Here is a 25648-nt window from a genome sequence, read left to right as displayed (position 1 = left end):
AGCGTTAGTTTATTACGTAAAATTCTACTCTAAAATAATTTCCGTTATCGTCACTGCGGTATATCAGTTCGCCGCCAAGTTCTTTGGTCATTAGTTTGGCAATTGATAGCCCAAGGCCAAGCCGGCTCTCGATATTGCCCGATGCATCGTTAAGTGTTTTTAATTTATTAAACATCATATCCAGTTCCTGCTGCCCTATTGCAACACCTTCGTCTATGATCTCGAAGACAAATTTTTGGCGCTGAAGGCTGGTAACAACTTTGATATTGTTATTGGTTTGCGAGAACTTAATAGCATTTGACAGCAGGTTTTGAAACACCTGGCCAACAAAAACTTTATCAAGTTTTACGTTAAGGGGCAGTTTTAAAATATTATCAGTAAGATGTATGTTCTTCATCTGCGCGGTTTCCTGCAAACCCTTAAATACATGGGTAACTTCGGCGTTAACGTCAAATATCTCCATGTTGAATTTCATCTCGGGCGATTCGATCTCCTTAACGTCCATCAGCTTATTAAGCATGTATTGCATTTTTTCGGCCGATTCTGTAATGTAGCCGGTGTATTCCTTTTGGTCGGCGCTTAGGCGGTAGTCTTCCTCCTTAAGCATATTATTGCTCATGATGATGGAGCCTATAAGGTTTTTAAGATCGTGGCCTGCAATATTTATAAAGCTATTTTTTTGATCGTCAAGCTTGCGCAACTGCTCGTATTGCCTGTCAATGATATTGTTCTTTTCGTTGATATCGCGGTTTTGCTCTTTCAGCTGTTCGTTTGATTTTTCGATCAGTATTTGCGATCGCACATCCCGGGCAATTATCTTATACCGCGCGTTAGGTATTAAACACGATACAAATGCAACTATAAAAAAGAACTGGCCACCATTATTAATAACCAGGTCTAAGGTGTAATCGCTTAAGATATTATAAAACAGGGCCAGTAACAGCAGCGATAGTAATGTTTGAATAATGGAATTGATAGGTTCCCAAAAAACCTGCAGGTTAAAAAACAGTAATATAGCTGCATACATTAAAAAGTATATGTTTAATTGCTGTATATTAACTATGTTACACAATACGGCAGATGTGGCCGAAAGCAAAAAGAAACTTATATGGAGTAATGTGCGGTAATTATAATTTTTACTTTGGAAAAAGGCATTTAAACCATAAATGATCATTACGGTTATAATACGGATAATAAAAAATTGCAGCCAGATCTGCTCGGCCGATATATAATCAACAATGCTGAATACCGGATATAAGAATATAATTGTCCAGATTATATTATTTGTTTGATACCAGGCTTTTTTGGATATCTCTTTTTTATATTCCTCTTTTGAAATTTGAACAAACATTTTGTATCCTTAAATTATAATATAAGTAATATCAGCCTTAAATAACGTTAAGATATTGAAAAACATAGCGCTTACAAACATGTTCCCAAAGCTGCTAATAAATCTGCTTAATATAATACTAATTATAATTATGCAGTGTATTAACGCAAAAAGCAATCCAACACCTTTAACCCCAAGGCAAATAGCCTTTATGCGGGCCAAAAGCCTTGATAACGGATTCAGTATATCATGGTTGGAGCAAACCTGGAACAAGGATGTTTTAACTATAAAGCCCATTAAAAATAGCGACTTTGAGTTGATTAAAAAACTTGGCTTTAAAAGCATCAGGCTGCCGGTTGCTTTTGCATACTTCCAAACCAATAAAGTACCGGTTGAGAAAGTATTTGCTCATATTGATGAAGTTTTGAAACAATGTAACAAGTATGGTTTTAAATTAATTATTGATTACCACTACGGATACCTTGATGATAATAACTACTTAACCGAAACGCCAAAAATTATTGATCAATGGCTTGTTTTAACAAAAAGGTATATACGGGAAAGCCCCGAAAAGGTTTTTTTTGAATTGTATAACGAGCCGCCCCATATGAGCCCCAAAGTGTGGAAGGATGCCGCGTATAATATTGTAACCGCCATCCGCAAAATAGACAGGAAACGCACTTTAATTATAGGCGCATCAAACTTTAACAGTATTTATGAGTTAAGCCGTATGGAGCGGCTGGCCGATGAGAACATTATTTACACCTTCCATTTTTACGAGCCGTTCTTTTTTACACACCAGGGCGCCGATTGGGTAGGCGACCAGGTAGCAACAACGGGGGTGCCGTTCCCTTATAATGTTAAAACGTACCCCTCGATAAACCCCAAGGCGATAGGCACCTGGGGCGAGAATAATTATTATCAGTATAAAAACGATGGCAACGAGCAATCGGTACATGATAAATTGCAGATCGTTAAAAACTGGTCGGTTAAATATGATGTTCCTGTACTGTGCGGCGAGTATGGTGTTTATAATAAATACACCGATGCCGACAGCCGCTGCCGGTATATAAAAGCGGTACGCAAAAATTTAAAGGCAATGGGCATACCCGGCATACTATGGGATTACAATACCAATTTTTCTATATTTAATGGTATGCCATCGTTGCAAAATTTGCCCGATTGTATGAAACAGGCCATTGATTATACAGGCGCTAAATAATATATTAACATTTAATCGTTAACTTTGCTCACTAATAAGGTACTATGAAATTTTTCGAAGAAAAACGCAAAGAGGTAATGGGTCACATTGAAAAGTTCATGCTCGAAAAGATGAACGAATATTTGAAACCCATTGATACAATATGGCAGCCATCAGATTTTTTACCGGATGCTTCGAGGGATACGTTTTTCAGCGAAATTAAAGAAATGCAGGAAAGCGCACGGGGTTTATCATACGACCTTGTAGCCGTACTGATAGGCGATACCATTACCGAAGAGGCCCTGCCTACCTACGAATCGTGGTTAACCATGGTTGAAGGCGTATCTGATAACGAAGAAGGCGGCTGGATGAAATGGACCCGCCACTGGACAGCCGAAGAAAACCGTCACGGTGATCTGTTGAACAAATATCTTTACCTGAGCGGCCGTGTTAACATGCGCATGATGGAGGTATCTACCCAGTACCTTATTGCCGATGGTTTTGACATTGGAACCGGGCACGACCCATACCGTAACTTTATTTACACATCCTTCCAGGAACTGGCAACAAACGTATCTCACCGCCGTGTAGCTTCGCAGGCTAAAAAGGATGGTGATACACTGCTGTCAAAAATGTGCGGCGTTATAGCCGGTGACGAAGCCCGCCACGCTAAGGCTTACAAATACTTTATCGAAAAAATATTTGAGGTTGACCCTAACGAGGCCATGCTGGCTTTTGAGGATATGATGCGTAAAAAGATTGTGATGCCTGCTCACTTCCTGCGCGAAGTTGGTTTGAAGATAGGCCAAACATTCGGTCACTTTACCGATGCTGCGGAGCGCCTGGGTATCTACACCGCTATCGACTATGTTGACATATTAAAAGAACTGATAGAAGACTGGCATATTGAAAGTGTTACCGACCTGAAAGAAGACGGCGAAAAGGCCCGTGATTACATCATGAACCTGCCAAACCGCTTATTGCGCGTTGCCGAACGTATGAAAAACCCAATGCTGGAATACAAGTTCAGCTGGATCTACGGATAGGAAATATTGGATATTAATTTGAAACCCTCTTGCTTGCAAGGAGGGTTTTTTGTTTATTCGAATTTTCTATTTCCCTTTATTAGCCGAAATTCAAAAGTGCCCTTTTCTTTTATGGCTATATCGCCTGCTACAATTGTGTCGTAATCAGTATAATTAAGATATCCTAAGTTATAATCAATTCCTTTAATTGTAATTGTAGGAATCTGTTTAGGCTTTTCATAAACAGCTTTTTGTATTATGCCATTAAAGCTTTCGTTTTTTGATCTGTTTAAACAGTATGCAGCCCATGATGCCATCAGAATACCGCCACATACAATAAATAAGAGAAGATTTGGGGCTTGGCTATATTTGTCGTTTAGCTGTCCTCTTTTTTTAGTAATAAAAAGTACAATAGTTATTACTAAGAAAATTATCAACCATGCGATAAACGGGAATAGACCTGACATTCAGTTACATTTGATATACTAAGATAACTAATTTAACCCTCCTGCACCAGATCCGTTCCCTTTCCATTGGACAGATCATCAAACAGGCTGTTTAGTATCGATTCAACCGTGATGGAGTTAATATCGTCCACATAATGTTCGTTGCGGGTTATCCAAAGCTCATCGTCCTGTACGGTAATGGTGAACAAAATGCCTTCATAAAGGTCGGGTTGCGAGATCTCGATACCGGCAGGTGTATTGGTGATAGTAAAGCTAATGTCGCTTTGCTTTTGCTTATGGAAGATGGGGTTAAGCCGCTCGTTGATATGGTTATAAAGCTCGTTGATGTTAACAGGTTTATGCAGGGTGATGATCTTCATGGCTTTGAGTTTGATATATTTACAATTGGCTTACCCTTATTGTTTACGCGCGCTTTTATTTAAGCTTTTAAAACATCAGTTTTGCTTACAGCGTTTACATTACAAATACCACACTATGAAATATAAATTACTGGGCCGCTCGGGCCTGAAAGTATCCGAACTTTGTTTAGGTGCCATGGGTCTTGGCACCGAAGGCGGCTGGGGCGCCGATACTGCCACCAGTTTCGAGATCATGGATGCCTACGCCAATGCCGGCGGCAACTTCCTGGATACAGCCAATATATACAAACTGGGCACCAGCGAAAAGATCATAGGCGATTACCTGGCTAACCAGGACCGCGACTACTTTGTGCTCGCTACAAAATATACCTTAAAGGATAATACCACCAACCCCAACGCAAGCGGCAACAGCCGCAAAAATATGATGCGCAGCGTGGAAGATAGTCTTAAACGTTTAAAGACAGATTTTATAGATGTACTTTACCTGCATATATGGGACGATATCACCCCGATAGATGAGGTACTGCGCGGACTGGATGACCTGATCAAACAAGGCAAGGTGACTTATGCCGCTATTAGCGATACCCCTGCGTGGGTTGTAGCCAAAGGCAACACCCTTGCCGAGCTGATGGGCTGGAGCCAGTTTATAGCCCTGCAGGTTGAATATAGCCTGCTTGCCCGCACCGCCGAGCGCGAACTGATCCCGATGGCTAAACACTTCGGGATGACGGTTACCCTATGGGCACCCCTTGCAGGCGGCGCACTTACCGGTAAATATTTAAAAGGCGATAAAGGTCGCATAAAACCCGATAGCAAGCGCCTGAATAGCCGTGCAGAAAGCATTACCAAAGTAGTGATGGAAATTGCACAGGAACTCGGCGTATCCGAAAGCCACGTAGCCCTGCAATGGACCATGAGCAAAGGTTTTAGCTGCATTCCTATTGTAGGCGCTACTAAGGTTGATCAGCTAAAAGATAACCTTAAAACCGTTGATGTGGTACTAAGCCCTGCCCATATCCAAAAACTGGATGATGCCAGTAAGATCGAGTTAGGTTTCCCCGGTGATTTTTTTGCGGAAGAGGCTGTGAAGGTAAATAGCTTTGGTGGGTTTTATGATAGGGTGGAGAAGCGTTGATAAGATGCCGATAATTAATTAAATTTGTTAAAAGAGGAAAGCTATGACAACAGCAGCTATAAGGGAAAAGCTACACGATTATATTAATATAGCGGACGACGAGAAGGTAAAAGCTATTTATACTTTGGTAGAAGGGCAAATTGTGCCGGGCCACCATTGGGCCAGCGAAGAAGAATTTGAGGCTGATATGGATGAGCGTTACAGGCGATATCAAGAGGGGATAGACCAAAGCCACACTTTAGATGAAGTAAAAGCTTTTATGGAGGAAAGGAAGCAGCGTTTCAAAAAAGAACAAGGTGTATAAATGGACTATATAATTGAGTTTGCTGACAAAGCACAATTTGAGTTGTTCGATGGATGGTCTTGGTATGAGATGCAGCAAACTGGTTTAGGTAACAGGTTTGAAGATGAGGTTTACAAAAAGATTGAGCAAGTAAGAAAGAACCCCTTGTTTTATATGGTAGTTGGGAAACACCGACAGGCTAACACTGAAGTTTTTCCATATGTAATTGTTTTTCGCATTGAAAAGAAGCGCAACGTGATCTGGATAGCATCGATCTTCCACACCAGCAGGCATCCTAAAAGGAAAAATCGTTAAAAGATTTCTAATGAAGATTTTGTAGAGGCGCGATACTTCGCGTCTCTTTGCATTTATAAAAGTGCGTTAGGGATTGCAGCGGATACCGGCCTTGTGACTAAGGCCTGCAGGCGTATGAGCGTAAAGCCCGGGCCGCAGGCAACGCCACGATTTATATACGCTAAAAGCGAAATTATCTAATCAATTTTTATACTGGTCAAATACTCACCCAATCATTTAGCCAATCCTAAGCAAGTAACTAACCAACTAATCAACAACTAATTCACTTGTATATCATTCAACTACCAACTCAAACCACTTAACCAATTAAATCAAATAAGTTAACAAGCCCAATCAATTAAGCCAATCCAACCAATTTCTACTTCCCTAACCCATCCAATCCACTACACATCAAATCCACCCAATAATTCCGCAAAAACCATTTGTTAATTAAACAAATAGGCGTATCTTTGCAGTCCCGTAATTACGGGGTATAGAATACGTTTAATAAATTTAATTAAAAGCAAGTGAATACGTTAAGTTACAAAACTGTCTCAGCCAACAAGAAAACCGTTAATAAAGAATGGGTTGTTGTTGATGCAAACAATGAGATTTTGGGGCGCTTGTGTACTAAGATCGCGATGATGATCAGAGGTAAACACAAGCCAGGGTTCACCCCACACGTAGACTGCGGAGATAATGTTATCGTTATCAATGCAGACAAGGTTAAACTGACCGGAAACAAATTCAGCGAAAAGCAGTATGTTTCTTACACCGGTTACCCGGGTGGTCAGCGTTTCATTTCTCCAAAAGAGTTAATGGCAAAGCATCCTGAGCGTGTGATTGAAAAAGCCGTACGTGGTATGTTACCTAAAAACCGTTTAGGCCGTGCTATTTATGGTAACCTGCATGTTTACGCAGGTGCAGAGCATCCTCATGCAGCTCAAAATCCAACAACCATTTAATTTAAAAGGAGAAAAGAAAAATGCCAACAACTAACACTTCAGGCAGAAGAAAAACAGCAGTTGCCCGCATCTATTTAAATGATGGCACAGGCACTATTACCGTTAACGGTAAAGATTACAAAGAGTACTTCCCTACCTTACCATTACAGTACATCGTTATGCAATCAACAGAAGTTTCTGGCTCGGCCGGTAAATTTGATGTTAAAGTAAACGTTGCAGGTGGTGGTGTTAAAGGCCAGGCCGAAGCCGTACGTTTAGCCATCGCGAAAGCTATTGTTGAACTGGATCCGGAGAAAAAACCATCGTTACGCGCTAAAGGTTTAATGACACGTGATGACCGTATGGTTGAGCGTAAAAAACCAGGACGCAAGAAAGCACGTAAGAAATTCCAATTCAGTAAACGATAATTTAAGGAGGACACAAACAATGGCAAGAACAACATATCAGGATTTACTGGATGCAGGTGTACACTTTGGTCACCTTACCCGCAAATGGGATCCGAAAATGTCACAGTACATTTTCATGGAGCGTAACGGTATCCACATTATAGATTTAAACAAAACCTTATCAAAGGTTGAAGAAGCTGCTGCAGCTATAAAACAAATTGTAAAATCAGGTCGTAAAGTATTATTCGTAGCTACAAAGAAACAAGCGAAAGATATCGTAGCTGAATATGCAAAAGGCGTAAACATGCCTTACATCACCGAGCGTTGGTTGGGTGGTATGTTAACCAACTTTGCTACCGTACGTAAGTCGATCAAAAAGATGTCGAACATCGATAAATTGACTAAAGACGGTACTTATAGCAACCTTTCTAAGAAAGAGCGTTTGATGATACAGCGCGAGCGTATCAAATTAGAAACATTGTTAGGCGGTATTGCGGACCTTAACCGTTTACCTGCTGCTTTGTTCCTGATCGACGTGAAGAAAGAGCACATCGCGGTATCTGAGGCATTGAAATTAAACATCCCGACTTTCGCGATGGTTGATACAAACTCTGACCCTTCGAACATCGATTTTCCTATCCCGGCGAATGACGATGCTACCAAATCAATTTCATTGATCACCGGTATTATCATCAAAGCTATCGAAGAAGGTTTAGATGAGCGCAAACGCGAAAAAGAAGACGAAACTGAAAAAGAAGCAGCTGCTGCTAAAGCAAAAGCTGATGCGCCTGAAGTAGCAGACCGCGCTGAAGGTGGCAAACGTAAGAGGACTGCAGAAACTGCCGAAGTAACAGCTGAGGCAACTGAAACTGAAGCCCCTGCTGCTGATTCAACAGAGGAATAATTTTTGATGTTGAAAGGTTGCAAAGTTGAAATGTTTTAACGTTCAACTTTGCAACCTTTCAACTTTACAACATTAAAACAAATACAATGTCTACAGTACAAATATCTGCATCAGATGTAAACAAACTGCGCCAGCAAACTGGTGCGGGCATGATGGATTGCAAAAAGGCTTTAACAGAAACCAATGGTGATTTTGAAGCTGCTATTGATTTTTTAAGGAAAAAAGGTGCTAAGGTTGCCGCAAGCCGCCAGGACCGCGAATCGAACGAAGGTGTTGTTATAGCACGTACTTCTGAAGATTTTAAACGTGGTGTGGTTATCGAACTTAACTGCGAAACTGATTTCGTGGCTAAAAACGCTGAGTTTGTTGCTTTCGGTAACGAAATTGCAAACGCTGCTGTTCAAAACAAACCGGCTTCTATCGAAGAACTTTACAACCTTGAAATTGACGTTGAAAACTCACGTATTAAAATCGGTGATGCTATTATCGACAAAACAGGTAAGATCGGCGAGAAGATCGGTGTATCTAAATACGAAGTTATTGAAGGCGATAAAGTTGTTGCTTACATACACGGTAACTACCGTTTAGGTGTATTGGTTGGTTTAAGCAAAGCTGTTGCCGGCGCTGATGAAGCAGGTAAAGATGTTGCTATGCAAATTGCTGCCATGAACCCTGTTGCTATTGACAAAGACGGCGTTGACGCTACTACTATTGAGCGCGAAACCGAAATTGCAAAAGAGCAGATCCGTGCAGAAGGCAAGCCTGAGGCAATGGTTGAAAAAATTGCTGCCGGTAAGCTTAACAAATTCTACAAAGATTCTACCTTATTAAACCAGGAGTTTGTTAAAGACTCTTCTAAAACTGTAGCCCAGTTCTTAGATACGGTTGATAAAGGCCTAACCGTTACCGCTTTCAAGCGGGTAGCTTTAGGAGCTTAATTATATTATCCCCCTCGTTATTAACGAGGGGGATTTTTTTTGCGATATTGTTTTTTTGAGACGCGACACTTCGCGTCTCTGTTTGCGAAAAGACGCGAAGTGTCGTGTCTCTACATTGGAAAGAACATTAAAATCAAAAAGTCTCTCCGCTTACCAGCGGAGGAGATTTAGAGGGGGCTAATATGATAACAGCACTTCATAACCTTAAACTCATTTCGGGCGGTAACATCGCCAAGGGCAAAGCCGTTTTAATTGAAGGCAGCAAAATTAAAGCTGTAATTGACGAAACCGACATCCCGGCAGATGCAGAAAGGAAGGACCTTAACGGCGCTTACCTTGCCCCGGGTTTTATCGACCTGCAGATCTACGGCAGCGGCGGTAAACTATTTGCCGGCAAACCCGAAATAGCTGCCTTAAAACGCATGGAAGACGACCTGCTAAACCAGGGCACCACCGGCTTTTTTGCTACCATCGGCACCAATACAAACGATATTGTTGAAACAGGTATCGCGGCAGCAAAAGAATACCGTAAGGTAGCAAGGGGCAACTTTTGGGGCGTACACCTGGAAGGGCCATATCTTAACCCTATAAAAAAAGGCGCGCACCCCGACAGCCTGATCAAAAAAGCAACGCTTGCCGAACTGAAAGGCTGGGTAGAACAGGCCGATGGCGTTATTACCATGATGACCATAGCACCCGAATTACAGGACCAGGAAGTGATAGATTACCTGCATGCGCAGGGCATCATCATATCATCGGGACATAGCAACGCCAGTTATGAGCAGGGGAAGGCATTTTTAAATAAGCCCATCCCGGCAGTTACGCACCTGTTTAACGCCATGCCGCAAATGCACCACCGCGAACCGGGTTACATTCCGGCTATATTTGAAGAGAAACCCTACGCCAGCATTGTTGCCGATGGCAACCATGTGGATTGGCCGATGATCCGCCTGGCTAAGCGCGAACTGGGCGATAAATTGTTCCTGATCACCGATGCGGTAACCTCGGCAACCGAAGGTACATACCAGCACAGGTTGGAAGGGGATAAATATGTGATGCCCGATGGCACGCTATCAGGTTCCAGCCTTACCATGCTAAAAGCGGTACAAAACTGCGTGAACAGGGTAGGCATTGAACTGGCCGAGGCCGTAAATATGGCATCGCTTTATCCGGCAAAACTGGCGTCTAAACCAACAAAAGGCAAAATTGAAGCCGGTTTTGATGCCGACCTGGTTATATTTAACAAGCAGTACCAAACCCTGGCAACCATATTGCAGGGTAATTATTTAACACCTGCTACATAAAATTTTAACAATACCATTTATTATCTATTTTTGATAAATCTTCCTCATACATGAAATACAAAAGAGTCCTACTAAAGCTTAGCGGCGAATCCCTGATGGGCGAGCGCCAGTATGGTATTGATAACAACCAGGTGCTGCAATACGCGCACGATATAAAGGCCGTTAAAGACCAGGGCATAGAAATAGCCATCGTGGTTGGCGGCGGCAATATCTTTAGAGGACTTAGTGCCGAAAAAAGCGGTATGGAGCGCGCCCAGGCCGATTATATGGGTATGCTGGCCACCGTTATAAACTGTATGGCCCTGCAAAACGCCCTGGAAAGCATTGGTGTGGAAACCCGCTTGCAGTCGGCCATCAAAATGGAGCAGATCTGCGAGCCTTACATCCGCCGCCGTGCCATGCACCATTTAGAGATAGGTAAGATTGTGATATTCGGCGCCGGCACCGGTAACCCATACTTTACAACAGACACCGCTGCATCATTGCGCGCCATAGAGATCAAGGCAGACGTTGTACTGAAAGGTACCCGTGTTGACGGCATCTATACCGCCGACCCGGAGAAAGATCCTACAGCCACCCGCTACGACGAGATCAGCTTCCAGGAAGTTTACGATAAAGGCCTTAACGTTATGGACATGACCGCCATTACCCTTTGCCAGGAAAACAAGCTGCCTATCATCGTATTTGATATGAACAAAGAAGGCAACTTCATGAAAATAGCCAAAGGCGAACAAATTGGTACGCTGGTGAAGTAAGAAAATATACAAGTACAAGAAAGCCCCGCTGATTTCAGCGGGGCTTTCTTGTTATAAACATATAAGGGTTACGCATCCACCGTATGCTTCTCGCCGATCTGTTGCCTCCACATGGCGTAGTAAAGGCCTTTTTGGTCTATCAGGTCAAAGTGCTTGCCCGATTCGATGATGTTACCTTTCTCTAACACATAAATACAATCGGCATGCATAATGGTGGACAGCCGGTGCGCTATCAGGATAGTGATATGATCGTTCAGTACCGATACATCGCGTATGGTATCGGTTATCTCTTCTTCGGTGATGGAATCTAAAGAGGATGTCGCTTCATCAAATACCAGCAGGTCGGGTTTGCGTAACAGGGCGCGGGCAATGGATAAACGTTGTTTTTCGCCACCCGATACTTTTACACCGCCTTCGCCAATTACAGTATCTAAGCCCTTATCGGCACGGGCAAGCAAGGTTTGGCAGGCCGCGCGCTGCAATACGTTCATACATTCTTCATCTGTAGCGTTTGGGTTAACAAACTTTAAATTTTCGCGGATGGTACCCGAGAACAATTGCGTATCCTGCGTAACAAAGCCTATCTTTTCGCGCAGCTGATCAAGGTCAATCTCCTTGCTCAGGGTATTGTTATACAGGATATCACCTTCTAACGGCTGGTACAAACCAACCAGTAATTTCACCAATGTTGTTTTCCCTGAGCCTGATGGGCCAACAAAAGCGATGGTTTCGCCGGTGTGGGTGGTAAAGCTGATGTTATTAAGCGCGTTGCGGTTAGCGGTTAAGTGTTTAAAGCTTACGTTATCAAACGCAAGGGTTTTTACCTTCTCTAATAATACGGGCTTCTCGGGCTTTTTATCAATTGGGGTGTTTAAAATATTTTTGAAGTTACCTAACGATACCTCCGCCTCGCGCCAGCTTAAAATAACGTTACCAAGCTCTTGCAAAGGGTTAAACAGGAAGAACGAGTAAAACAAAAAGCTGAAATACTGCCCCGGCGAGATAGTTTCTTTAAATATCAGCAGTAACAATATCACCACCATTACGCTGCGCACAAAGTTTACGGTAGTGCCCTGTACAAAGCTCATGCTGCGCACGTATTTAACCTTCTTCAGCTCCAGGTCCAGGATCTTGTAGGTGGTGGCGTTTAGTCGCTTTATTTCCTGTTTTGCCAGGCCAAGGCTCTTTATCAGTTCGATGTTCCTTAACGATTCGGTAGTGGAACCCGCCAGCGCGGTAGTTTCTGATACAATGTTTTTTTGAATGCGCTTTATTTTGCGGCTCATCGCCATGCTCACAAAGGTGATAACAGGTATGGCTGCAAAATAAACCAGCGTTACCTGGTAGCTTACCGTAGCCGAGTAAACTATTACGAACACCATACCTATTAAACTCACAAATAAGATGCTGATAAACGAGGTGATGAATTTTTCGCAATCTAAGCGCACCTTTTGCAATATGCCCAGGGTTTCGCCGCTGCGCTGGTCTTCAAACACCTGGTAAGGTAACTCAAGCGAGTGCTTTAACCCGTCGGCATACATGGCGGCGCCAACCTTTTGGGTAATGATATTGGTAAAATAATCCTGGAAGTTTTTTGCTATACGCGATACCATGGCCACGCCAATAGCCATGCCCACAAGCTTTAACACGCCAAACAAGTATTCGTCGTGGCTGAGCACTTTATATTTTTCGATAAAGTTATCTACTATACGGCCGGTGATGTATGGATCGAGCAGGGAAAAGCCAATGTTCATGGCAGCCAGGAAAAGCGCCAGCACCACTACCCAGCGGTGTTTTGATAAATAAGATAATAGTATATTCATGGTTATGGCACAAAAATAAAAAAAGGGAATGGCTAAGCGGTTCATTCCCTTTAATTTGACAATGAGGTTAATAAGTAGGACCCGACACGGCTGCGCACGGAAAGTTTGCAATTACTTATTAACTAAATTGGCACTAATGATTTTATAGTTAATCAATTTTTGATCTTCATTACTATCAATACCTGAATTATAGATATCTAGCCAGATTGTTTCTTGTGGGGCAACAGTGTGTTTCACTATTTTTTCTGATAGTGCTTGATTATCAGCTTTCAGATAAGCTTTGCAAATAAAATTTATGGTATCTTTTGTAGACTTATTGGTAAGATAATACCGCCGGATTTCACCTAATGGTCGGACTACATTATTACTCGTATCAAGCCCCGGGATCGAATCTACCTCAATTGATATTACCCCGTAATCTTTAAAATCAGGTGCCGATTTGCAGGATATAACAATGGCGATCAAAATGCATAGATAAAATCTTCTCATTTATGATATGATTAAGTCTAAATCTACTGAAAAATTTGAAATATGTACCCAACAAAAAAGGGATGAACCTTGCGGTCATCCCTTCTACTATTCAGCAGGTTTTAAATTAAACCGTCATGATATCTTTTTCTTTTGCTTCAGATAACTGGTCAACTTTAACAATATAAGAGTCGGTCAGTTTTTGAACGTCGGCTTCGCCAACTTTTATCTCATCTTCAGAAACGCCTTCGGTTTTTAATTTTTTAATTTTCTCGTTGGCATCCTTACGAATGTTACGAATAGCAATTTTACCGGTCTCGGCTTCCCCTTTGGCTTTTTTAACCAAATCGCGGCGGCGCTCCTCTGTCAACGGTGGTACGTTAATGCGGATGATAACACCGTCATTCTGCGGGTTAACACCCAGGTTGGCTTCTTTAATAGCTTTCTCTATAGCCGGTAGTAATGATTTTTCCCAGGGCTGTACTATAATAGTACGTGCATCGGGCGTGTTTACACTGCCTACCTGGCTTAGCGGGGTAGGTGTGCCGTAGTAATCAACGCTAATATCATCTAACATAGATGGGTTTGCCTTACCTGCACGGATCTTATTTAATTCGTTATCTGCATGCTCTATAGCTTTATCCATTAAAGCTTTTGCATCAGTTACTTGTTTCTTAATGAGTTCGCTCATTGGTTATGATTTTTGACAAAAATAATAAAAAGTATCAAAGCTCCTTAAATTCCCGGCTATACAAACAAAGAATTTATTGGCCTATTAACAAAAAATTATGCAAGTAGTTTTAACTGGCCATGCCCGGGCAGTATAGCAGCAGCTATGCGTTATAAATAACACGCCATTTACGTTAAAAAAAGGCAATAAAAAGCACGCTAACAAATTTTGAGAGCGTGTTTCAAAAATAATTTAAAGCAAAACACCGTTTAATTAACCGTGTTTTGCCCTTAATGATCTTTTACAGATTACCAACGGCTACCGCCGCCGCCACCTCTGCTATCTTTAGAGTAGCCGCCACCGCCGCCACCTCTGTTATTGTCTCTTGAGTAGCCACCGCCACCGCCGCCACGGTTGCCGCCACCAAAACCACCACCGCCTCTGCGGTCACCTGGCTTTTTGTCTTCTGCCTGGCTTACAGCGATAGAACGACCGCTAACTTCAGAACCGTTTAAGCCTGAAATTGCTTTTTGAGCTGCTTCGTCATCAGACATTTCAACAAATCCAAAACCTTTGCTTCTGCCGGATTCTCTGTCAATAATAATTTTAACGGTGGTTACTTCACCATAAGCTTCGAAAAGCTCTTGTAAATCTGCTTCCTCTAATGAGTACGGAAGGCTTCCTACGAATATGTTCATCAAAAAATTAGTTTAGTAATGATCAGTTTGTTAACCGTTCATTTATTTGTTTACACCAAATATAGAATAGAAATCAATCAATTGTACAATAATTTGTTAAACTATATTTTTTATTTTCTATTTCGGCACAAAACAGAGGCCGGATAATTAAAGGATTGACTGTATTTGATAAGTTTTTTCATTTAAAATAAATTCATCACCGGGCCTTTTATCCTTCAGTTTAAAACCAATTGGCGATGCCGGCGATACCGCGAAGTAGTTTTTACCATCTAAAGTGAGCGTGCCTGCGCTAATGGCCAGGTAAAAGTTGCCGTTGTTGGTCAGTATCACACTACCCGTTTCGGCTTTTGATGATGTGCCGTTAAACGAGACCTGGTTTAGAGCCACCATCAGTTTATTGGCCTCGTTCAGTTGGGTAAGGTTGCGGTTGGTTTCCTGCTGCGCCATTTCGCGGCCGGTCTCGTACTTATCGCCCGCGCTGCTTTTGGTATCGTCGTTTTGGGCCTGCCGGGCTTCGGCTATGGCTTGCTCTGCGGCATGCATGCGGGTTTTTACGTACGTAACGCACAGCGCATGCAGCTTTGCTTTTATATCACTCATTATATTATGTTAAAAAAACGAAGATGGACAAAATGGATGGGATTGCTAAAAGCTGTAAAAAATAAAAGCCCCAGGCACTCGCTGCCCGGGGACTTTCAACCTAAACCTTATCACAATGTAAATGCGAGGCACTTACAGATGTATAAACGTAATTTTTTAGAAAAGTGATACGTTTACTTCGGCGAATTTACAGTTTTATGATATAACTCGTCTTTTTTTTTGCGTTAGGTGCCCTGCAAACAAACAAGGGTTAATGTGGTTAATGATTAGTTGTTAATCACTTAACTAATAATAAAACATGAACTTAAAACGTACTTTCGGCGCTGTACTTACCGTACTGGGAATTGTAGGGCTAATTTATACCGGTGTGCAAATTATACAGCATACAGGCGCGCCCACTACATTAATTGTTGTGGGGCTTATTTCTGTCATATTCTTTTTTACGGGGATCAGCCTGGTGCGCAACACCAAGGACGAAGCTTAGTTTGTAATTGATGGTGTTATAGCACCAGAAGCAGAAATACTTAAACCAGGCCGAATAAAATCGGCTTGGGTTAAGGCTTTTATGCGTAATGCGGCACGGTTGAGCGTATCGGGCTGTAAGCCTGTTTGGTGGTTTTGCCTGTAAGATACTATCCGCCCGTTTAAAAATTCACCTTTTTTATTGATGCAAATTTTAAGCAGCGGCGCCAAACCGCAAACGCCGCTTACGCTAACCCCTTTGTAAGTTACAAAATTACCCAGGCTATAAGCTATCAGCCGGTTTTTATACAATTCCATCCCGCGGGCAACATGCGGGCCATTGCCCAGTATAACATCGGCCCCGGCATCAATTGCGGCATGGGTAAACAGCCGAAGATCCCCGCGGTCCTCCCCTTTAAATATCTCTGCAGAATCGGGCACATGCTCGTAATCGGCGCCCTCGCCGCCCCCATGAAACGATACGATAACAATATCAGTTTTGGATTTCAGATCGGCAATAAGGTTTTTTGCCATTGCGATATGCAGTAAGGATACCGTTTGCCCGTTTGGCGAAAACGCGCAAAAGCCGTATTTAACGCCATTTAATGTAAATACTTTTGAAGGATGGGTTTTAAAGCCAGCGGCGTGTACGCCAAGGCTATCCAGTATTTTAATAGTGCTTTTACGCCCCGCGCGGTCAAAATCGTTCGAGTGATTGTTACCTACGCTCAGCACATCAAACCCTGCATCTTTTAAAATACTCCCATATTTGGTGGGCATCTTAAACAAATACCCTTTGTGTTTAAAACGCAGCTTATAACCAACCGGCGCACCGGTATCAAGCAGTACGCCTTCCAGGTTGCCAAATGCCAGGTCTGCTTCCCGCAGGTCTTTCAACGCATGTTTAAAGCTGTTTTTGGCGCTATCCGGAGGTAAAAAGGTACTGTCGGGATAGGATGATCCCAGCATAATATCGCCTACTGCCGCTATATTAATAACATCCAACGGCGGATTGATGACCTTTTTATCTGCTGCTTTTGCAACCTGTTTTTGGATAACAGCACGCTTTGCCGGCGGCTGGTTACAGGCCACCATCAGTATTGCAACAAAAAAAAGGAGGGTTAACCGGGTTTTCATCAGGGGCAAAAAAAAAAATCCTCCCATGGTTAGTGAAAGGATCTGGGATATTAATTTAGGTTTATTTAGTTAGCGGGTTCATCGTCAGCCTGTGCCGATGATAGTTCGTTTTTAAATGATTCTAATAAACGGCCGCCTTTGTAAAAATAACGGCTGTAGTAAGCATCGTCTAAACTGCTTATGGCAACACCTTTTGATGATGCGTGCGCAAACCTGTTATTACCCAGGTAAATGCCAACGTGTGATATGCTTCGGCTGTGAATTTTAAAGAAAACCAGGTCGCCTTCCTTCAGGTCGTCTTTACCAACAGGGTTTACCATGCTGAAAATATCGCGCGAGCTGCGGCGGATAGTTAAGTTAAATACATCACTGTATAATTGCTTGGTGAATGCAGAGCAGTCGATCCCTTTTCTTGAGCTACCGCCAAAACGGTAAGGGGTGCCTATCCAGTCGTATACAAAATGAAAAAGTTTCATGTTTGAGGTTGCCGATACCGCAACACCCATTATTTGTGACAGATAATCTTTTGCTAAGCTTTCTTGTTCTGCAGATTCTGCAGCCTGACTTGGAACAGTTTTTGTTTGGGCTTGTGCAGCTAAAACGCTCAGGAATAATGCAATAGCAATTGTAATTTTCTTCATTTAATCTCTTTAATTGTTGCAATTAGGACAACAAACGTATATTAAACTGGACGTATTTCTATTGAGTGAGTACAAAACTATCCAATAATTTTAAATTACCAAATTAAAAGCGATAAATTTTTTCATAAAAATTTAAGCAATTTTTTTAACCATTGTTAATAATTGTATCGCTAAAATAAAAACGGATAGTAAAAATTTCTGTGGGTGAAATTATATTTCAGAATTATGTTGCAAATGAGTGTGGCCCGGCTCATAAAATTTGAGCCTTAGGTAATTAAATTAGTTTGGCGGTTAAGCGCGAGGGCTATACACAAATTAGGGCAAAAAAAGCGCTGAGCTACCGGGCTTGTAAAAGAATTTTTGCGAAAAGAATATTACGGTAAAGCGGCAATTTGCCGCTTTATAAAGCGTACTTTTTACACCATATCCAAATGTTATTTTGCATATTTAAAAAATACTATGCGTGCATTATAAAGGTACCACAAAAATTTAACCGATTGATGCTAACAAATTGATTGCAGTTTCGGTTATTTGCAGGATATAATTAGATTTGCACTTCTCAAAGAAACTTTATTTAATAAATGAGTTCAATCGAAATAACTAAAGACACCTACCTGATGTGGTACGAGTCTATGCTCCTGATGCGTAAGTTTGAAGAAAAGACCGGTCAGTTATACGGTCAGCAAAAAATACGCGGATTTTGTCACCTGTACATTGGGCAGGAAGCTGTTTTAGCAGGCGCCATGTCTGTTATCCGCCACGAGGACAGTTTGATAACCGCTTACCGCGACCACGCGCATGCTTTGGCAAAAGGTACCCACCCAAATGCTATTATGGCCGAAATGTACGGTAAAGCAACCGGCTGTTCAAAAGGTAAAGGCGGATCGATGCACATGTTCGATAAAGAAAACCATTTTTATGGCGGGCATGGTATTGTAGGCGGTCAGATCCCGATGGGTGCAGGTATAGCATTTGCAGAACAGTATAAAGGTACCGATAACGTAAACATTGCCTACATGGGCGATGGCGCCGTGCGCCAGGGTGCTTTAACCGAAACCTTTAACATGGCCGCGTTATGGAAACTGCCTGTAATTTTTGTTTGCGAAAACAATGGTTACGCCATGGGTACATCTGTAGAGCGTACCACCATACAAACAGATATTTACAAATTAGGCTTGCCATACGGTATACCATCCTCACCTGTTGATGGTATGGACCCGGTTGCAGTACATAATGCAATGGACGAGGCTGTACAACGCGCGCGCCGCGGCGAAGGCCCAACTTTCTTAGAAATGCGTACCTATCGCTACAAAGGCCACTCCATGAGCGACCCGCAGAAGTACCGCACCAAGAAAGAATTGGAAAGCTACAAATCAAAAGACCCAATTGAAACAGTAAAACTTGCTATCCAAAAAGAAGGTTATGCTGATGATAAATGGTTTGAAGAAATAGACGCGAAAATTAAGGCACAGGTAGAAGAAGCAGTTAAATTTGCTGAAGAGTCGCCGTGGCCGGAAGCATCAGAACTTTACACTGATGTATATGTTCAGCAGGACTATCCTTACATACGCGACTAATACTATATATTTAACATTAACAATATTCATCACATTTATATATGGCTGAAGTAGTTAAAATGCCTAAAATGAGCGATACCATGACCGAAGGGGTATTGGCTAAATGGCATAAGAAAGTTGGCGACAAGGTAAAATCGGGCGATGTATTGGCCGAGATAGAAACCGATAAAGCCACCATGGATTTTGAATCGTACCAGGACGGCACCTTGCTTTATATAGGTGTTGAAGAGGGCAGCGCGGTTCCGGTTGATGCGGTTATTGCCGTTTTGGGCAAAGAGGGCGAAGATTACAAAGCGCTTTTAGATGGTGCCGGCAGTGCCGAAGCCGCTCCTGCAAAAATAGAAGAGAAAAAAGAAGACAAACCTGCTGCCGAAGAAAAACCGGCGGTAACCGAAGATAAAAAACCCGCTGCTGCAACTGCTGAGAAGCCTGCCGCAGCTGCAAAACCAAAGGCTGACCTGTCAAGCATACCGGCCGCGGTTATCCGTATGCCGTTGCTTAGCGATACCATGACCGAGGGTACCATCGAAAAATGGTACTTTAAGGTTGGCGATAAAGTGAAAGCAGATGATTCGCTTGCTGATGTGGCTACCGATAAGGCACCCATGGAAGTTGTGGGTTACGAAGAAGGAACGCTATTGTATATTGGCGTTAAAGAAGGCGAAGCAGCACAAGTTAACGGCATTATAGCTATTGTTGGTAAAGAAGGTACAGATATCCAACCTTTATTAGATGCTGACAATGGTGGTGGGGAAGAAGTAGCAGCAGAGAGTGGCGGTAGCAGTGATGCTAAAGAAGAGACTGCAACTGCAACGGCTCCTGCAACTCAGGAATCAACAGGTTCTACCGAGGACGACAGCCGCGTTAAGGCATCGCCGTTAGCACGTAAGATAGCAAAAGATAAAGGTATTAACCTTAATGATGTAAAAGGCAGCGCCGATGGCGGCCGTATCATCAAAAAGGATATAGAAAGCTTTACACCTGCTGCAAAACCTGCAGAAACCGCCAAACCACAGGAAGCCGCTGCACCGGCCGCCGGCGCCCCTGCTGCAAAAGCACCGGTTGTATTGCCAACTTATACAGGCGAAGAGAAATTCAGCGAAAGAAACGTTACGCAAATGCGTAAAGCCATTAGCCGCAGGTTGTCTGAAAGCTTGTTTACTGCGCCGCACTTCTATGTTACCATGTCGATAGATATGGACCAGGCTATTGCTGCCCGTAACAAAATGAACGAGGTTGCGCCGGTTAAGATCTCGTTTAACGATTTTGTAGTTAAAGCTGTTGCTGTTTCGTTGAAACAACATCCGGCCATTAACTCATCATTCCTGGGCGATACCATCCGTACTAATGAACATGTGCACATTGGCGTAGCCGTAGCGGTTGACGAAGGTTTACTGGTACCGGTTATTAAATTTGCCGACGGTAAATCGTTAAGCCATATCTCGCAGGAGGTAAAAGAGTTTGCCGGTAAAGCCAAATCAAAAAAATTACAACCTGCCGAAATGGAAGGCTCAACTTTTACCATATCAAACCTGGGTATGTTTGGTGTAGACGAGTTTACCGCTATCATTAATACGCCAAATGCCTGTATCCTTGCCGTTAGCGGTATCCAGCAGATCCCGGTTGTTAAAAATGGCGCGGTAGTACCCGGCAATGTAATGAAGGTTACGCTAAGCTCAGATCACCGCGTGGTGGATGGTGCAACAGCCTCAGCATTCCTGCAAACACTAAAATCACTACTGGAAGAACCGGTAAGGATGATGATATAATCGATTTCGATCCCGATAGTTATCGGGATACGATTTTCGATTTCGGATTTGAAAAGCGATGGGTTTACTCATCGCTTTTTTGTTTATATGCTGCGGCGGGTTTTCAGCTTGTGCCCAAAACAAATCAGTTTCGGCTGACGCAAGCTGTGTTAGACCTTAATAAGTTTAAGCAGCTCAAAATCGTCCTTTAATTCATCCCTGTTATAAAAGAACTTTTTATCTGCAATATGAAAGCCATAGCAATTCATAATAATATAAGCAGGCAAATAAGTATCGTTGATTTTTAAAAGCAACCCTTTATCTATTAAATTACCGTATTGGCTGTCAACCGAGTTTGTTTCGAGTGAATCGGGGCTGCAACATATTTCTTCATGCCCGCCAGTAGTTCTCGAAAGTATCTTTTTAAGCGGGTCTTGTTTAAAAAAGAACATCCTTTGAATGAAATAAAGCAATCGGCTTAAAGTGCGTTTAGCGGTGGTGTACTTTACGTGAGTTGTAAAATAAAGGAATGACCGTACTATGTAAGCTTCCGTTATCTTTGGATTTTCACAAACCAAATCCATATACTCAGAGGGCTCAAATTGGCCTTCTGTTAGTACAATTGTTGCAATAATGGCCTCATCAAATTTATTTTGGCTTGCTGCTTCTCGCGATTCGCAATAGATGCCTATATAGTTAGCATTATATTCAAATATATACGATACAAAATCGTTCCAAACTCGTAACGGCGGGTTCTTAACAATGTGCTTTATTAAATCTATTTCCTTATTGTTGTATGTGTAATCTTTCATTTGTACTTGCAATATAGTTATTAAACCACCATGATATACTTCGCCATCATTATCGTCATCGTTATTTCTTTCACACTGTTTCAAAGAAGAAAGAAGAACCTTTCCCTTACCCAAAACATTCTGACCGATGCCCAAAAGCAACTGCTTAGCCAGCATATCGAATATTACAATAAACTCTCCGACACCGATAAACTTTACTTCGAGGACAGGATAGAGCAATTTTTAGATGCTGTAAATATAGAGGGAGTTGGCCTTGAACTTACCGATACCGACCGCATGATGGTGGCATCCAGTGCGGTGATACCCATCTTTGGCTTTAAGGACTGGACCTATCGCAACGTTACCAACGTGCTTTTATATCCGGATACCTTTGATAAGGAATTTCAGTTTGAGGGGAACGAGGGCGAAGGACGTAACATTATGGGTATGGTGGGCAGCGGTTACATGAACGGGCAAATGATATTATCGCGCAACGCGCTGATAAAGGGTTTCTCAAAAAACAACGGAAGAGAAAATACCGGCATCCACGAGTTTGTTCACCTGCTGGATAAAGCCGATGGCGCTACAGATGGCATCCCCGAAGGTTTTTTACCGCATGAATATGTAGAGCCCTGGGTACGGATGATGCACCAGGAGATCAACAAAATAGAAACCGGGAGGTCGGACATCGATATGTATGCCACCACTAACGAAGCCGAATTTTTCGCGGTGGTATCTGAATATTTCTTTGAGAAACCCGAGCAGTTCCAGGCCAGGCATTCCCAACTTTATGATATATTAAGTAAAACTTTTGGACAAAACCCTGCAAAAGAATAACATATATGACCTTCGCCGATAAAGTTATTGCGTTTAACCAGCAACTGGAATATACAGGCCCGCCCTTGCCAAATGGTATCCGTATTATGAACCCGTACCGCGAGGAAGAGGACGCTATGATCATCTCATCGCAGTTTTACCGCAAATACTACAACGATAATAACCAACGCTACATCATATTAGGGATCAATCCCGGCAGGTTTGGCGGCGGTGTAACGGGAATCCCCTTTACCGACCCTAAACGCTTAATAACAGAATGCGGCATTGCATACGATGGTAAACTATTACACGAGCCATCATCGGTTTATGTTTACGAAATGATAAACGCCTATGGAGGAGTAGAGGCGTTTTACAGCAAGCTTTACATCAATTCGCTTTGCCCGTTGGGGTTTACAACCATGGATAATAAGGGGAAAGAAAAAAATTATAATTATTACGATAGCAAGGAACTTTGCAGTACGGTAACACCCTTCATCACAGATAACATTAAAACCCAGATAGGCCTGGGGGTTGCTACCGATGTGTGTTTTTGCTTCGGTACCGGCCAAAACGAAAAATTCATCCGGAAGTTAAACGACGAACATGGGTTTTTTAATAAGATAGTTGCGTTGGAACACCCCAGGTTTATTATGCAATACAAGAGCAAAAGCAAGCAGGCTTATATCGATAAATATTTGGAAGCGTTTAGTGAGATTTAAACCGAATTTGGTCGTTTAAGAAATATGTCATTGCGAGGAGCGATAGCGACGCGGCAATCTCGTAGCTAATGCATGATTGCTTATCATACTACGAGATTGCCGCTAACGCTCGCAATTGACATATCGTTTTACTATCTACTCCTCATCATCAACCTTTGCCAGTTCTGTAGATCTGGTTAATAACTTAGCACTTTCGGCCAGGCGGATAAATTCTGAGCGGTAGCCTTCACTGTCGTCCCCTTTACCCGCTCGGGCGGTGGCAATGGCATGCGTAAAGCTGGCCTTTTGTTTGAATTTAGAATCGCGCAGCAACATACCAACTTCGGCCACGGCGGATGCAAATTTAAAATCGGTACTGGTAGCATTAAACTCAACCGGTTTATCGTAAACAACGGCCTGGCTCATTTTGCTTACCGACGATACCGGCTCTTTATAACGGAACTTAATGGTCATAATTTCAGAGGAACCGGAGGTAGCTACCGGCTTACTTTCATTCTTTTGATATTTCAGCGGATCAACGCTTACCGAATAATCATCTTTTATACCGGCAGGTACTATCTCGTAAAAAGCGGTAACGGTATGGCCGCTGCCCATATCGCCGGCATCCTTTTTATCGTCGTTAAAATCTTCCTTGTTCAAAATCCGGTTTTCGTAACCCAGCAGGCGGTAGGCTTGTACTTTGGCCGGGTTAAATTCTATCTGCAGTTTTACGTCTTTTGCAACAGTAAACAGGGTGCCGCCAAATTCGCTCACCAGTGTTTTGCGGGCTTCGGTAATATTATCAATGTAGGCATAGTTCCCGTTGCCCTTATCGGCAAGGGTTTCCATTTTGCTGTCCTTGTAATTACCCATGCCATAACCTAAAACCGAAAGGAAGATGCCGCTCTCGCGTTTCTTTTCAATCAGCTTTTCCATATCATCGTCGCTGGATGCGCCTACGTTAAAATCGCCATCGGTAGCCAAAATAATGCGGTTATTGCCTTTAGGCATCAGGTTTTCGGTAGCAATTTTATAGGCCAGCTTTATACCTTCGCCGCCGGCGGTCGACCCACCTGCGCTTAGGTTATCAATAGCGTTTTTAATGGTCTCTTTCTTGTCGCCGGTGGTTGATGGCAGCACTACCCCTGCAGCGCCTGCGTAAACCACCAGGGCAACTTTATCCTGCGGGCGCAGTTGGTCTACCAGCATTTTAAGGGACGATTGCACAAGCGGCAATTTATTGGACGCATCCATCGATCCCGATACATCTATCAGGAAAACTAAATTCGAAGCGGGCAAATTTTGTGTAGGGATGGTTTTTGCCTTAAGCCCTATCCGCAGCAGGCGGTGTTTGGTGTTCCACGGGGCCGATGAGAGTTCGGTGTGTATAGCAACCGGGCCGCCATCTGCAGGGCCGGCAAGGTTGTAGTTAAAGTAGTTGATCATTTCCTCTACACGCACCGCATCTGCCGGGGGTAGCTGGCCATTGTTAATGAAACGCCTTACATTACTGTATGACGCTGCATCCACATCAACAGAAAAAGTGGAAAGCGGTGCAGATGCCGCGCTGGTAAAAGCGTTTTCGGTAATGCCCTTGTAGCTTTCGTCGTTTTCGATCGGGGCAGGGGCGCTGTAATCGAAGTAACCTTTATTCGCTGTGGTTACTTGTAAGCCAAGAACTTTACCTTTCAAAGCCTTTGCAACATTATTTGTACGGCCGTATACAATGGGCTGGCTTTTGTACCGCGTAGTTTTATAACCTTGACTTGATTGCTTAACATGAAGCCAGGACGCGGTTACAACAACCTCGCTCAATTGAGCTTTCGAACCTTTTAATGCTACGTTTATTTCATTTTTCCCGCCAATGTTGATCTCAACATGCTGATAACCTATAAAAGTGAATATCAATGTTGTTGTACCATCTGGGACATTTAACGAATATTTGCCCGCGGCGTTGGTTTGCGTGCCGATATTTGTGCCTTTTACCGTTATACTTACTCCCGGTAGAGGAAGTTTATCATCTGCTGAGGTAACTGTTCCGGTGATGATTCGGTTGGCCGCGTCGCCTTTAAACCCGGTAAAGGCGGCAAGCAGCATCATAAGTAATAATAGCTTTTTCATAATCCGTTTGGTTTTTATTACAGGATGCAGCGCAGATAAGATTTCCATAAGC

Annotated in this window: 28 protein-coding genes; 16 read left to right on the top strand and 12 right to left on the bottom strand. The window is 42.7% G+C overall.

Features of this window, described 5'->3' with window-relative positions; all coding sequences use genetic code 11:
- Window positions 1-4: 4 nt before the first annotated feature.
- Window positions 5-1351: a sensor histidine kinase gene (locus tag EWM62_RS18665; protein WP_129878196.1), complete on the bottom strand. Its 1347-nt coding sequence runs from the start codon at window positions 1349-1351 to the stop codon at window positions 5-7.
- Between the two features lie 130 nt (window positions 1352-1481).
- Here EWM62_RS18665 and EWM62_RS18660 point away from each other — a divergent pair, with 130 nt between their 5' ends.
- Window positions 1482-2552 carry a glycoside hydrolase family 5 protein gene (locus EWM62_RS18660; protein WP_162499877.1) on the top strand — a complete coding sequence of 357 codons (1071 nt, stop codon included), beginning with the start codon at window positions 1482-1484 and terminating at the stop codon, window positions 2550-2552.
- Window positions 2553-2596: 44 nt separating this feature from the next.
- A complete protein-coding gene (locus EWM62_RS18655; protein WP_129878194.1) occupies window positions 2597-3577 on the top strand; it encodes an acyl-ACP desaturase in 981 nt (326 codons plus the stop codon).
- A gap of 53 nt (window positions 3578-3630) precedes the next feature.
- Here the strand turns inward: EWM62_RS18655 and EWM62_RS18650 are convergent, their stop codons facing one another.
- Both EWM62_RS18650 and EWM62_RS18645 read right to left on the bottom strand, forming a co-directional pair.
- Window positions 3631-4023, bottom strand: coding sequence for a hypothetical protein (locus EWM62_RS18650; protein WP_129878193.1), 393 nt, complete (start codon window positions 4021-4023; stop codon window positions 3631-3633).
- Window positions 4024-4055: 32 nt separating this feature from the next.
- Complete coding sequence (locus tag EWM62_RS18645; protein WP_129878192.1) at window positions 4056-4382, bottom strand: hypothetical protein; 327 nt, start codon at window positions 4380-4382, stop codon at window positions 4056-4058.
- 115 nt (window positions 4383-4497) lie between these two features.
- Here EWM62_RS18645 and EWM62_RS18640 point away from each other — a divergent pair, with 115 nt between their 5' ends.
- The 9 genes from EWM62_RS18640 (at window position 4498) to pyrH (ending at window position 11346) form a co-directional block, all read left to right on the top strand.
- Entirely contained in the window at window positions 4498-5517 is a 1020-nt protein-coding gene (locus tag EWM62_RS18640; protein WP_129878191.1) for an aldo/keto reductase, read from the top strand.
- 43 nt (window positions 5518-5560) lie between these two features.
- Window positions 5561-5821 carry a hypothetical protein gene (locus tag EWM62_RS18635; RefSeq protein ID WP_129878190.1) on the top strand — a complete coding sequence of 87 codons (261 nt, stop codon included), beginning with the start codon at window positions 5561-5563 and terminating at the stop codon, window positions 5819-5821.
- Entirely contained in the window at window positions 5822-6115 is a 294-nt protein-coding gene (locus tag EWM62_RS18630) for a type II toxin-antitoxin system RelE/ParE family toxin (RefSeq protein WP_129878189.1), read from the top strand. It begins immediately after the preceding gene.
- 506 nt (window positions 6116-6621) lie between these two features.
- Window positions 6622-7059, top strand: coding sequence for a 50S ribosomal protein L13 (gene rplM / locus EWM62_RS18625; RefSeq protein WP_067062091.1), 438 nt, complete (start codon window positions 6622-6624; stop codon window positions 7057-7059).
- A gap of 20 nt (window positions 7060-7079) precedes the next feature.
- Window positions 7080-7466, top strand: a complete 387-nt coding sequence (gene rpsI / locus EWM62_RS18620) for a 30S ribosomal protein S9 (protein WP_129878188.1) — start codon at window positions 7080-7082, stop codon at window positions 7464-7466.
- Between the two features lie 19 nt (window positions 7467-7485).
- A complete protein-coding gene (gene rpsB / locus EWM62_RS18615) occupies window positions 7486-8349 on the top strand; it encodes a 30S ribosomal protein S2 (protein ID WP_129878187.1) in 864 nt (287 codons plus the stop codon).
- Window positions 8350-8435: 86 nt separating this feature from the next.
- The gene (gene tsf, locus EWM62_RS18610; RefSeq protein ID WP_129878186.1) at window positions 8436-9287 is read left to right on the top strand and encodes a translation elongation factor Ts; all 852 of its coding nucleotides are present in this window, start codon (window positions 8436-8438) and stop codon (window positions 9285-9287) included.
- 182 nt (window positions 9288-9469) lie between these two features.
- Complete coding sequence (gene nagA, locus EWM62_RS18605) at window positions 9470-10591, top strand: N-acetylglucosamine-6-phosphate deacetylase (protein ID WP_129878185.1); 1122 nt, start codon at window positions 9470-9472, stop codon at window positions 10589-10591.
- Between the two features lie 50 nt (window positions 10592-10641).
- The gene (gene pyrH / locus EWM62_RS18600) at window positions 10642-11346 is read left to right on the top strand and encodes a UMP kinase (protein WP_129878184.1); all 705 of its coding nucleotides are present in this window, start codon (window positions 10642-10644) and stop codon (window positions 11344-11346) included.
- Window positions 11347-11414: 68 nt separating this feature from the next.
- On the opposite strand, the gene EWM62_RS18595 is transcribed toward pyrH, so the two are convergent.
- From EWM62_RS18595 to EWM62_RS18575, 5 genes are all read right to left on the bottom strand, one after another.
- A complete protein-coding gene (locus tag EWM62_RS18595; protein WP_129878183.1) occupies window positions 11415-13169 on the bottom strand; it encodes an ABC transporter ATP-binding protein in 1755 nt (584 codons plus the stop codon).
- A 111-nt stretch (window positions 13170-13280) separates the two neighbouring features.
- Entirely contained in the window at window positions 13281-13658 is a 378-nt protein-coding gene (locus tag EWM62_RS18590; RefSeq protein ID WP_129878182.1) for a hypothetical protein, read from the bottom strand.
- A 106-nt stretch (window positions 13659-13764) separates the two neighbouring features.
- On the bottom strand, window positions 13765-14328 hold the full coding sequence (frr, locus tag EWM62_RS18585) for a ribosome recycling factor (protein ID WP_129878181.1): 564 nt from the start codon (window positions 14326-14328) through the stop codon (window positions 13765-13767).
- A 287-nt stretch (window positions 14329-14615) separates the two neighbouring features.
- Window positions 14616-15005 carry an RNA recognition motif domain-containing protein gene (locus EWM62_RS19720; protein ID WP_129878180.1) on the bottom strand — a complete coding sequence of 130 codons (390 nt, stop codon included), beginning with the start codon at window positions 15003-15005 and terminating at the stop codon, window positions 14616-14618.
- Between the two features lie 147 nt (window positions 15006-15152).
- A complete protein-coding gene (locus EWM62_RS18575) occupies window positions 15153-15605 on the bottom strand; it encodes a 3-oxoacyl-ACP synthase (RefSeq protein WP_129878179.1) in 453 nt (150 codons plus the stop codon).
- Window positions 15606-15903: 298 nt separating this feature from the next.
- Between EWM62_RS18575 and EWM62_RS18570 the strand changes: the two genes are divergently transcribed.
- Window positions 15904-16089 (top strand): hypothetical protein, encoded by a 186-nt coding sequence (locus EWM62_RS18570; RefSeq protein ID WP_129878178.1) that lies wholly within the window; start codon window positions 15904-15906, stop codon window positions 16087-16089.
- On the opposite strand, the gene EWM62_RS18565 is transcribed toward EWM62_RS18570, so the two are convergent.
- Window positions 16086-17204, bottom strand: coding sequence for a CapA family protein (locus EWM62_RS18565; protein ID WP_162499876.1), 1119 nt, complete (start codon window positions 17202-17204; stop codon window positions 16086-16088). The genes EWM62_RS18570 and EWM62_RS18565 overlap by 4 nt on opposite strands.
- A gap of 65 nt (window positions 17205-17269) precedes the next feature.
- The gene (locus EWM62_RS18560; RefSeq protein ID WP_129878176.1) at window positions 17270-17845 is read right to left on the bottom strand and encodes a C40 family peptidase; all 576 of its coding nucleotides are present in this window, start codon (window positions 17843-17845) and stop codon (window positions 17270-17272) included.
- Window positions 17846-18426: 581 nt separating this feature from the next.
- Here EWM62_RS18560 and pdhA point away from each other — a divergent pair.
- Both pdhA and EWM62_RS18550 read left to right on the top strand, forming a co-directional pair.
- Window positions 18427-19422, top strand: a complete 996-nt coding sequence (pdhA, locus tag EWM62_RS18555; protein WP_129878175.1) for a pyruvate dehydrogenase (acetyl-transferring) E1 component subunit alpha — start codon at window positions 18427-18429, stop codon at window positions 19420-19422.
- A 41-nt stretch (window positions 19423-19463) separates the two neighbouring features.
- Window positions 19464-21191, top strand: a complete 1728-nt coding sequence (locus tag EWM62_RS18550) for a pyruvate dehydrogenase complex dihydrolipoamide acetyltransferase (protein WP_129878174.1) — start codon at window positions 19464-19466, stop codon at window positions 21189-21191.
- Window positions 21192-21340: 149 nt separating this feature from the next.
- Here EWM62_RS18550 and EWM62_RS18545 read toward each other — a convergent pair whose 3' ends face one another.
- On the bottom strand, window positions 21341-21982 hold the full coding sequence (locus tag EWM62_RS18545) for a hypothetical protein (RefSeq protein ID WP_129878173.1): 642 nt from the start codon (window positions 21980-21982) through the stop codon (window positions 21341-21343).
- Window positions 21983-22012: 30 nt separating this feature from the next.
- Between EWM62_RS18545 and EWM62_RS18540 the strand changes: the two genes are divergently transcribed.
- The gene (locus tag EWM62_RS18540) at window positions 22013-22798 is read left to right on the top strand and encodes a M90 family metallopeptidase (protein WP_129878172.1); all 786 of its coding nucleotides are present in this window, start codon (window positions 22013-22015) and stop codon (window positions 22796-22798) included.
- Window positions 22799-22803: 5 nt separating this feature from the next.
- A complete protein-coding gene (locus EWM62_RS18535) occupies window positions 22804-23496 on the top strand; it encodes a uracil-DNA glycosylase family protein (RefSeq protein WP_129878171.1) in 693 nt (230 codons plus the stop codon).
- 135 nt (window positions 23497-23631) lie between these two features.
- Here EWM62_RS18535 and EWM62_RS18530 read toward each other — a convergent pair whose 3' ends face one another.
- Window positions 23632-25596, bottom strand: a complete 1965-nt coding sequence (locus EWM62_RS18530) for a vWA domain-containing protein (protein WP_129878170.1) — start codon at window positions 25594-25596, stop codon at window positions 23632-23634.
- Between the last annotated feature and the right edge of the window lie 52 nt (window positions 25597-25648).

Origin of the sequence: Mucilaginibacter terrigena (assembly GCF_004168255.1) — a bacterium.
Lineage (GTDB): Bacteria > Bacteroidota > Bacteroidia > Sphingobacteriales > Sphingobacteriaceae > Mucilaginibacter > Mucilaginibacter terrigena.
The sequence above is the reverse complement of the archived record's forward strand: the minus strand, read 5'-3'. Positions and strand labels throughout refer to the sequence as shown.

Bases quoted from the DNA above. Each gene is read 5' to 3' on its own strand.
- rpsI (WP_129878188.1), top strand. From the start codon at position 7,080: ATGCCAACAACTAACACTTCAGGCAGAAGAAAAACAGCAGTTGCCCGC.
- pdhA (WP_129878175.1), top strand. From the start codon at position 18,427: ATGAGTTCAATCGAAATAACTAAAGACACCTACCTGATGTGGTACGAG.
- EWM62_RS18560 (WP_129878176.1), bottom strand. From the start codon at position 17,845: ATGAAGAAAATTACAATTGCTATTGCATTATTCCTGAGCGTTTTAGCT.
- EWM62_RS18595 (WP_129878183.1), bottom strand. From the start codon at position 13,169: ATGAATATACTATTATCTTATTTATCAAAACACCGCTGGGTAGTGGTG.
- EWM62_RS18535 (WP_129878171.1), top strand. From the start codon at position 22,804: ATGACCTTCGCCGATAAAGTTATTGCGTTTAACCAGCAACTGGAATAT.
- EWM62_RS18540 (WP_129878172.1), top strand. From the start codon at position 22,013: ATGATATACTTCGCCATCATTATCGTCATCGTTATTTCTTTCACACTG.
- EWM62_RS18570 (WP_129878178.1), top strand. From the start codon at position 15,904: ATGAACTTAAAACGTACTTTCGGCGCTGTACTTACCGTACTGGGAATT.
- EWM62_RS18565 (WP_162499876.1), bottom strand. From the start codon at position 17,204: ATGAAAACCCGGTTAACCCTCCTTTTTTTTGTTGCAATACTGATGGTG.
- EWM62_RS18550 (WP_129878174.1), top strand. From the start codon at position 19,464: ATGGCTGAAGTAGTTAAAATGCCTAAAATGAGCGATACCATGACCGAA.
- EWM62_RS18655 (WP_129878194.1), top strand. From the start codon at position 2,597: ATGAAATTTTTCGAAGAAAAACGCAAAGAGGTAATGGGTCACATTGAA.
- EWM62_RS18530 (WP_129878170.1), bottom strand. From the start codon at position 25,596: ATGAAAAAGCTATTATTACTTATGATGCTGCTTGCCGCCTTTACCGGG.
- rpsB (WP_129878187.1), top strand. From the start codon at position 7,486: ATGGCAAGAACAACATATCAGGATTTACTGGATGCAGGTGTACACTTT.
- nagA (WP_129878185.1), top strand. From the start codon at position 9,470: ATGATAACAGCACTTCATAACCTTAAACTCATTTCGGGCGGTAACATC.
- EWM62_RS18590 (WP_129878182.1), bottom strand. From the start codon at position 13,658: ATGAGAAGATTTTATCTATGCATTTTGATCGCCATTGTTATATCCTGC.
- EWM62_RS18650 (WP_129878193.1), bottom strand. From the start codon at position 4,023: ATGTCAGGTCTATTCCCGTTTATCGCATGGTTGATAATTTTCTTAGTA.
- EWM62_RS18645 (WP_129878192.1), bottom strand. From the start codon at position 4,382: ATGAAGATCATCACCCTGCATAAACCTGTTAACATCAACGAGCTTTAT.
- EWM62_RS18635 (WP_129878190.1), top strand. From the start codon at position 5,561: ATGACAACAGCAGCTATAAGGGAAAAGCTACACGATTATATTAATATA.
- EWM62_RS18575 (WP_129878179.1), bottom strand. From the start codon at position 15,605: ATGAGTGATATAAAAGCAAAGCTGCATGCGCTGTGCGTTACGTACGTA.
- EWM62_RS18545 (WP_129878173.1), bottom strand. From the start codon at position 21,982: ATGAAAGATTACACATACAACAATAAGGAAATAGATTTAATAAAGCAC.
- frr (WP_129878181.1), bottom strand. From the start codon at position 14,328: ATGAGCGAACTCATTAAGAAACAAGTAACTGATGCAAAAGCTTTAATG.
- EWM62_RS18630 (WP_129878189.1), top strand. From the start codon at position 5,822: ATGGACTATATAATTGAGTTTGCTGACAAAGCACAATTTGAGTTGTTC.
- pyrH (WP_129878184.1), top strand. From the start codon at position 10,642: ATGAAATACAAAAGAGTCCTACTAAAGCTTAGCGGCGAATCCCTGATG.
- EWM62_RS18660 (WP_162499877.1), top strand. From the start codon at position 1,482: ATGCAGTGTATTAACGCAAAAAGCAATCCAACACCTTTAACCCCAAGG.
- EWM62_RS18665 (WP_129878196.1), bottom strand. From the start codon at position 1,351: ATGTTTGTTCAAATTTCAAAAGAGGAATATAAAAAAGAGATATCCAAA.
- EWM62_RS18640 (WP_129878191.1), top strand. From the start codon at position 4,498: ATGAAATATAAATTACTGGGCCGCTCGGGCCTGAAAGTATCCGAACTT.
- tsf (WP_129878186.1), top strand. From the start codon at position 8,436: ATGTCTACAGTACAAATATCTGCATCAGATGTAAACAAACTGCGCCAG.
- EWM62_RS19720 (WP_129878180.1), bottom strand. From the start codon at position 15,005: ATGAACATATTCGTAGGAAGCCTTCCGTACTCATTAGAGGAAGCAGAT.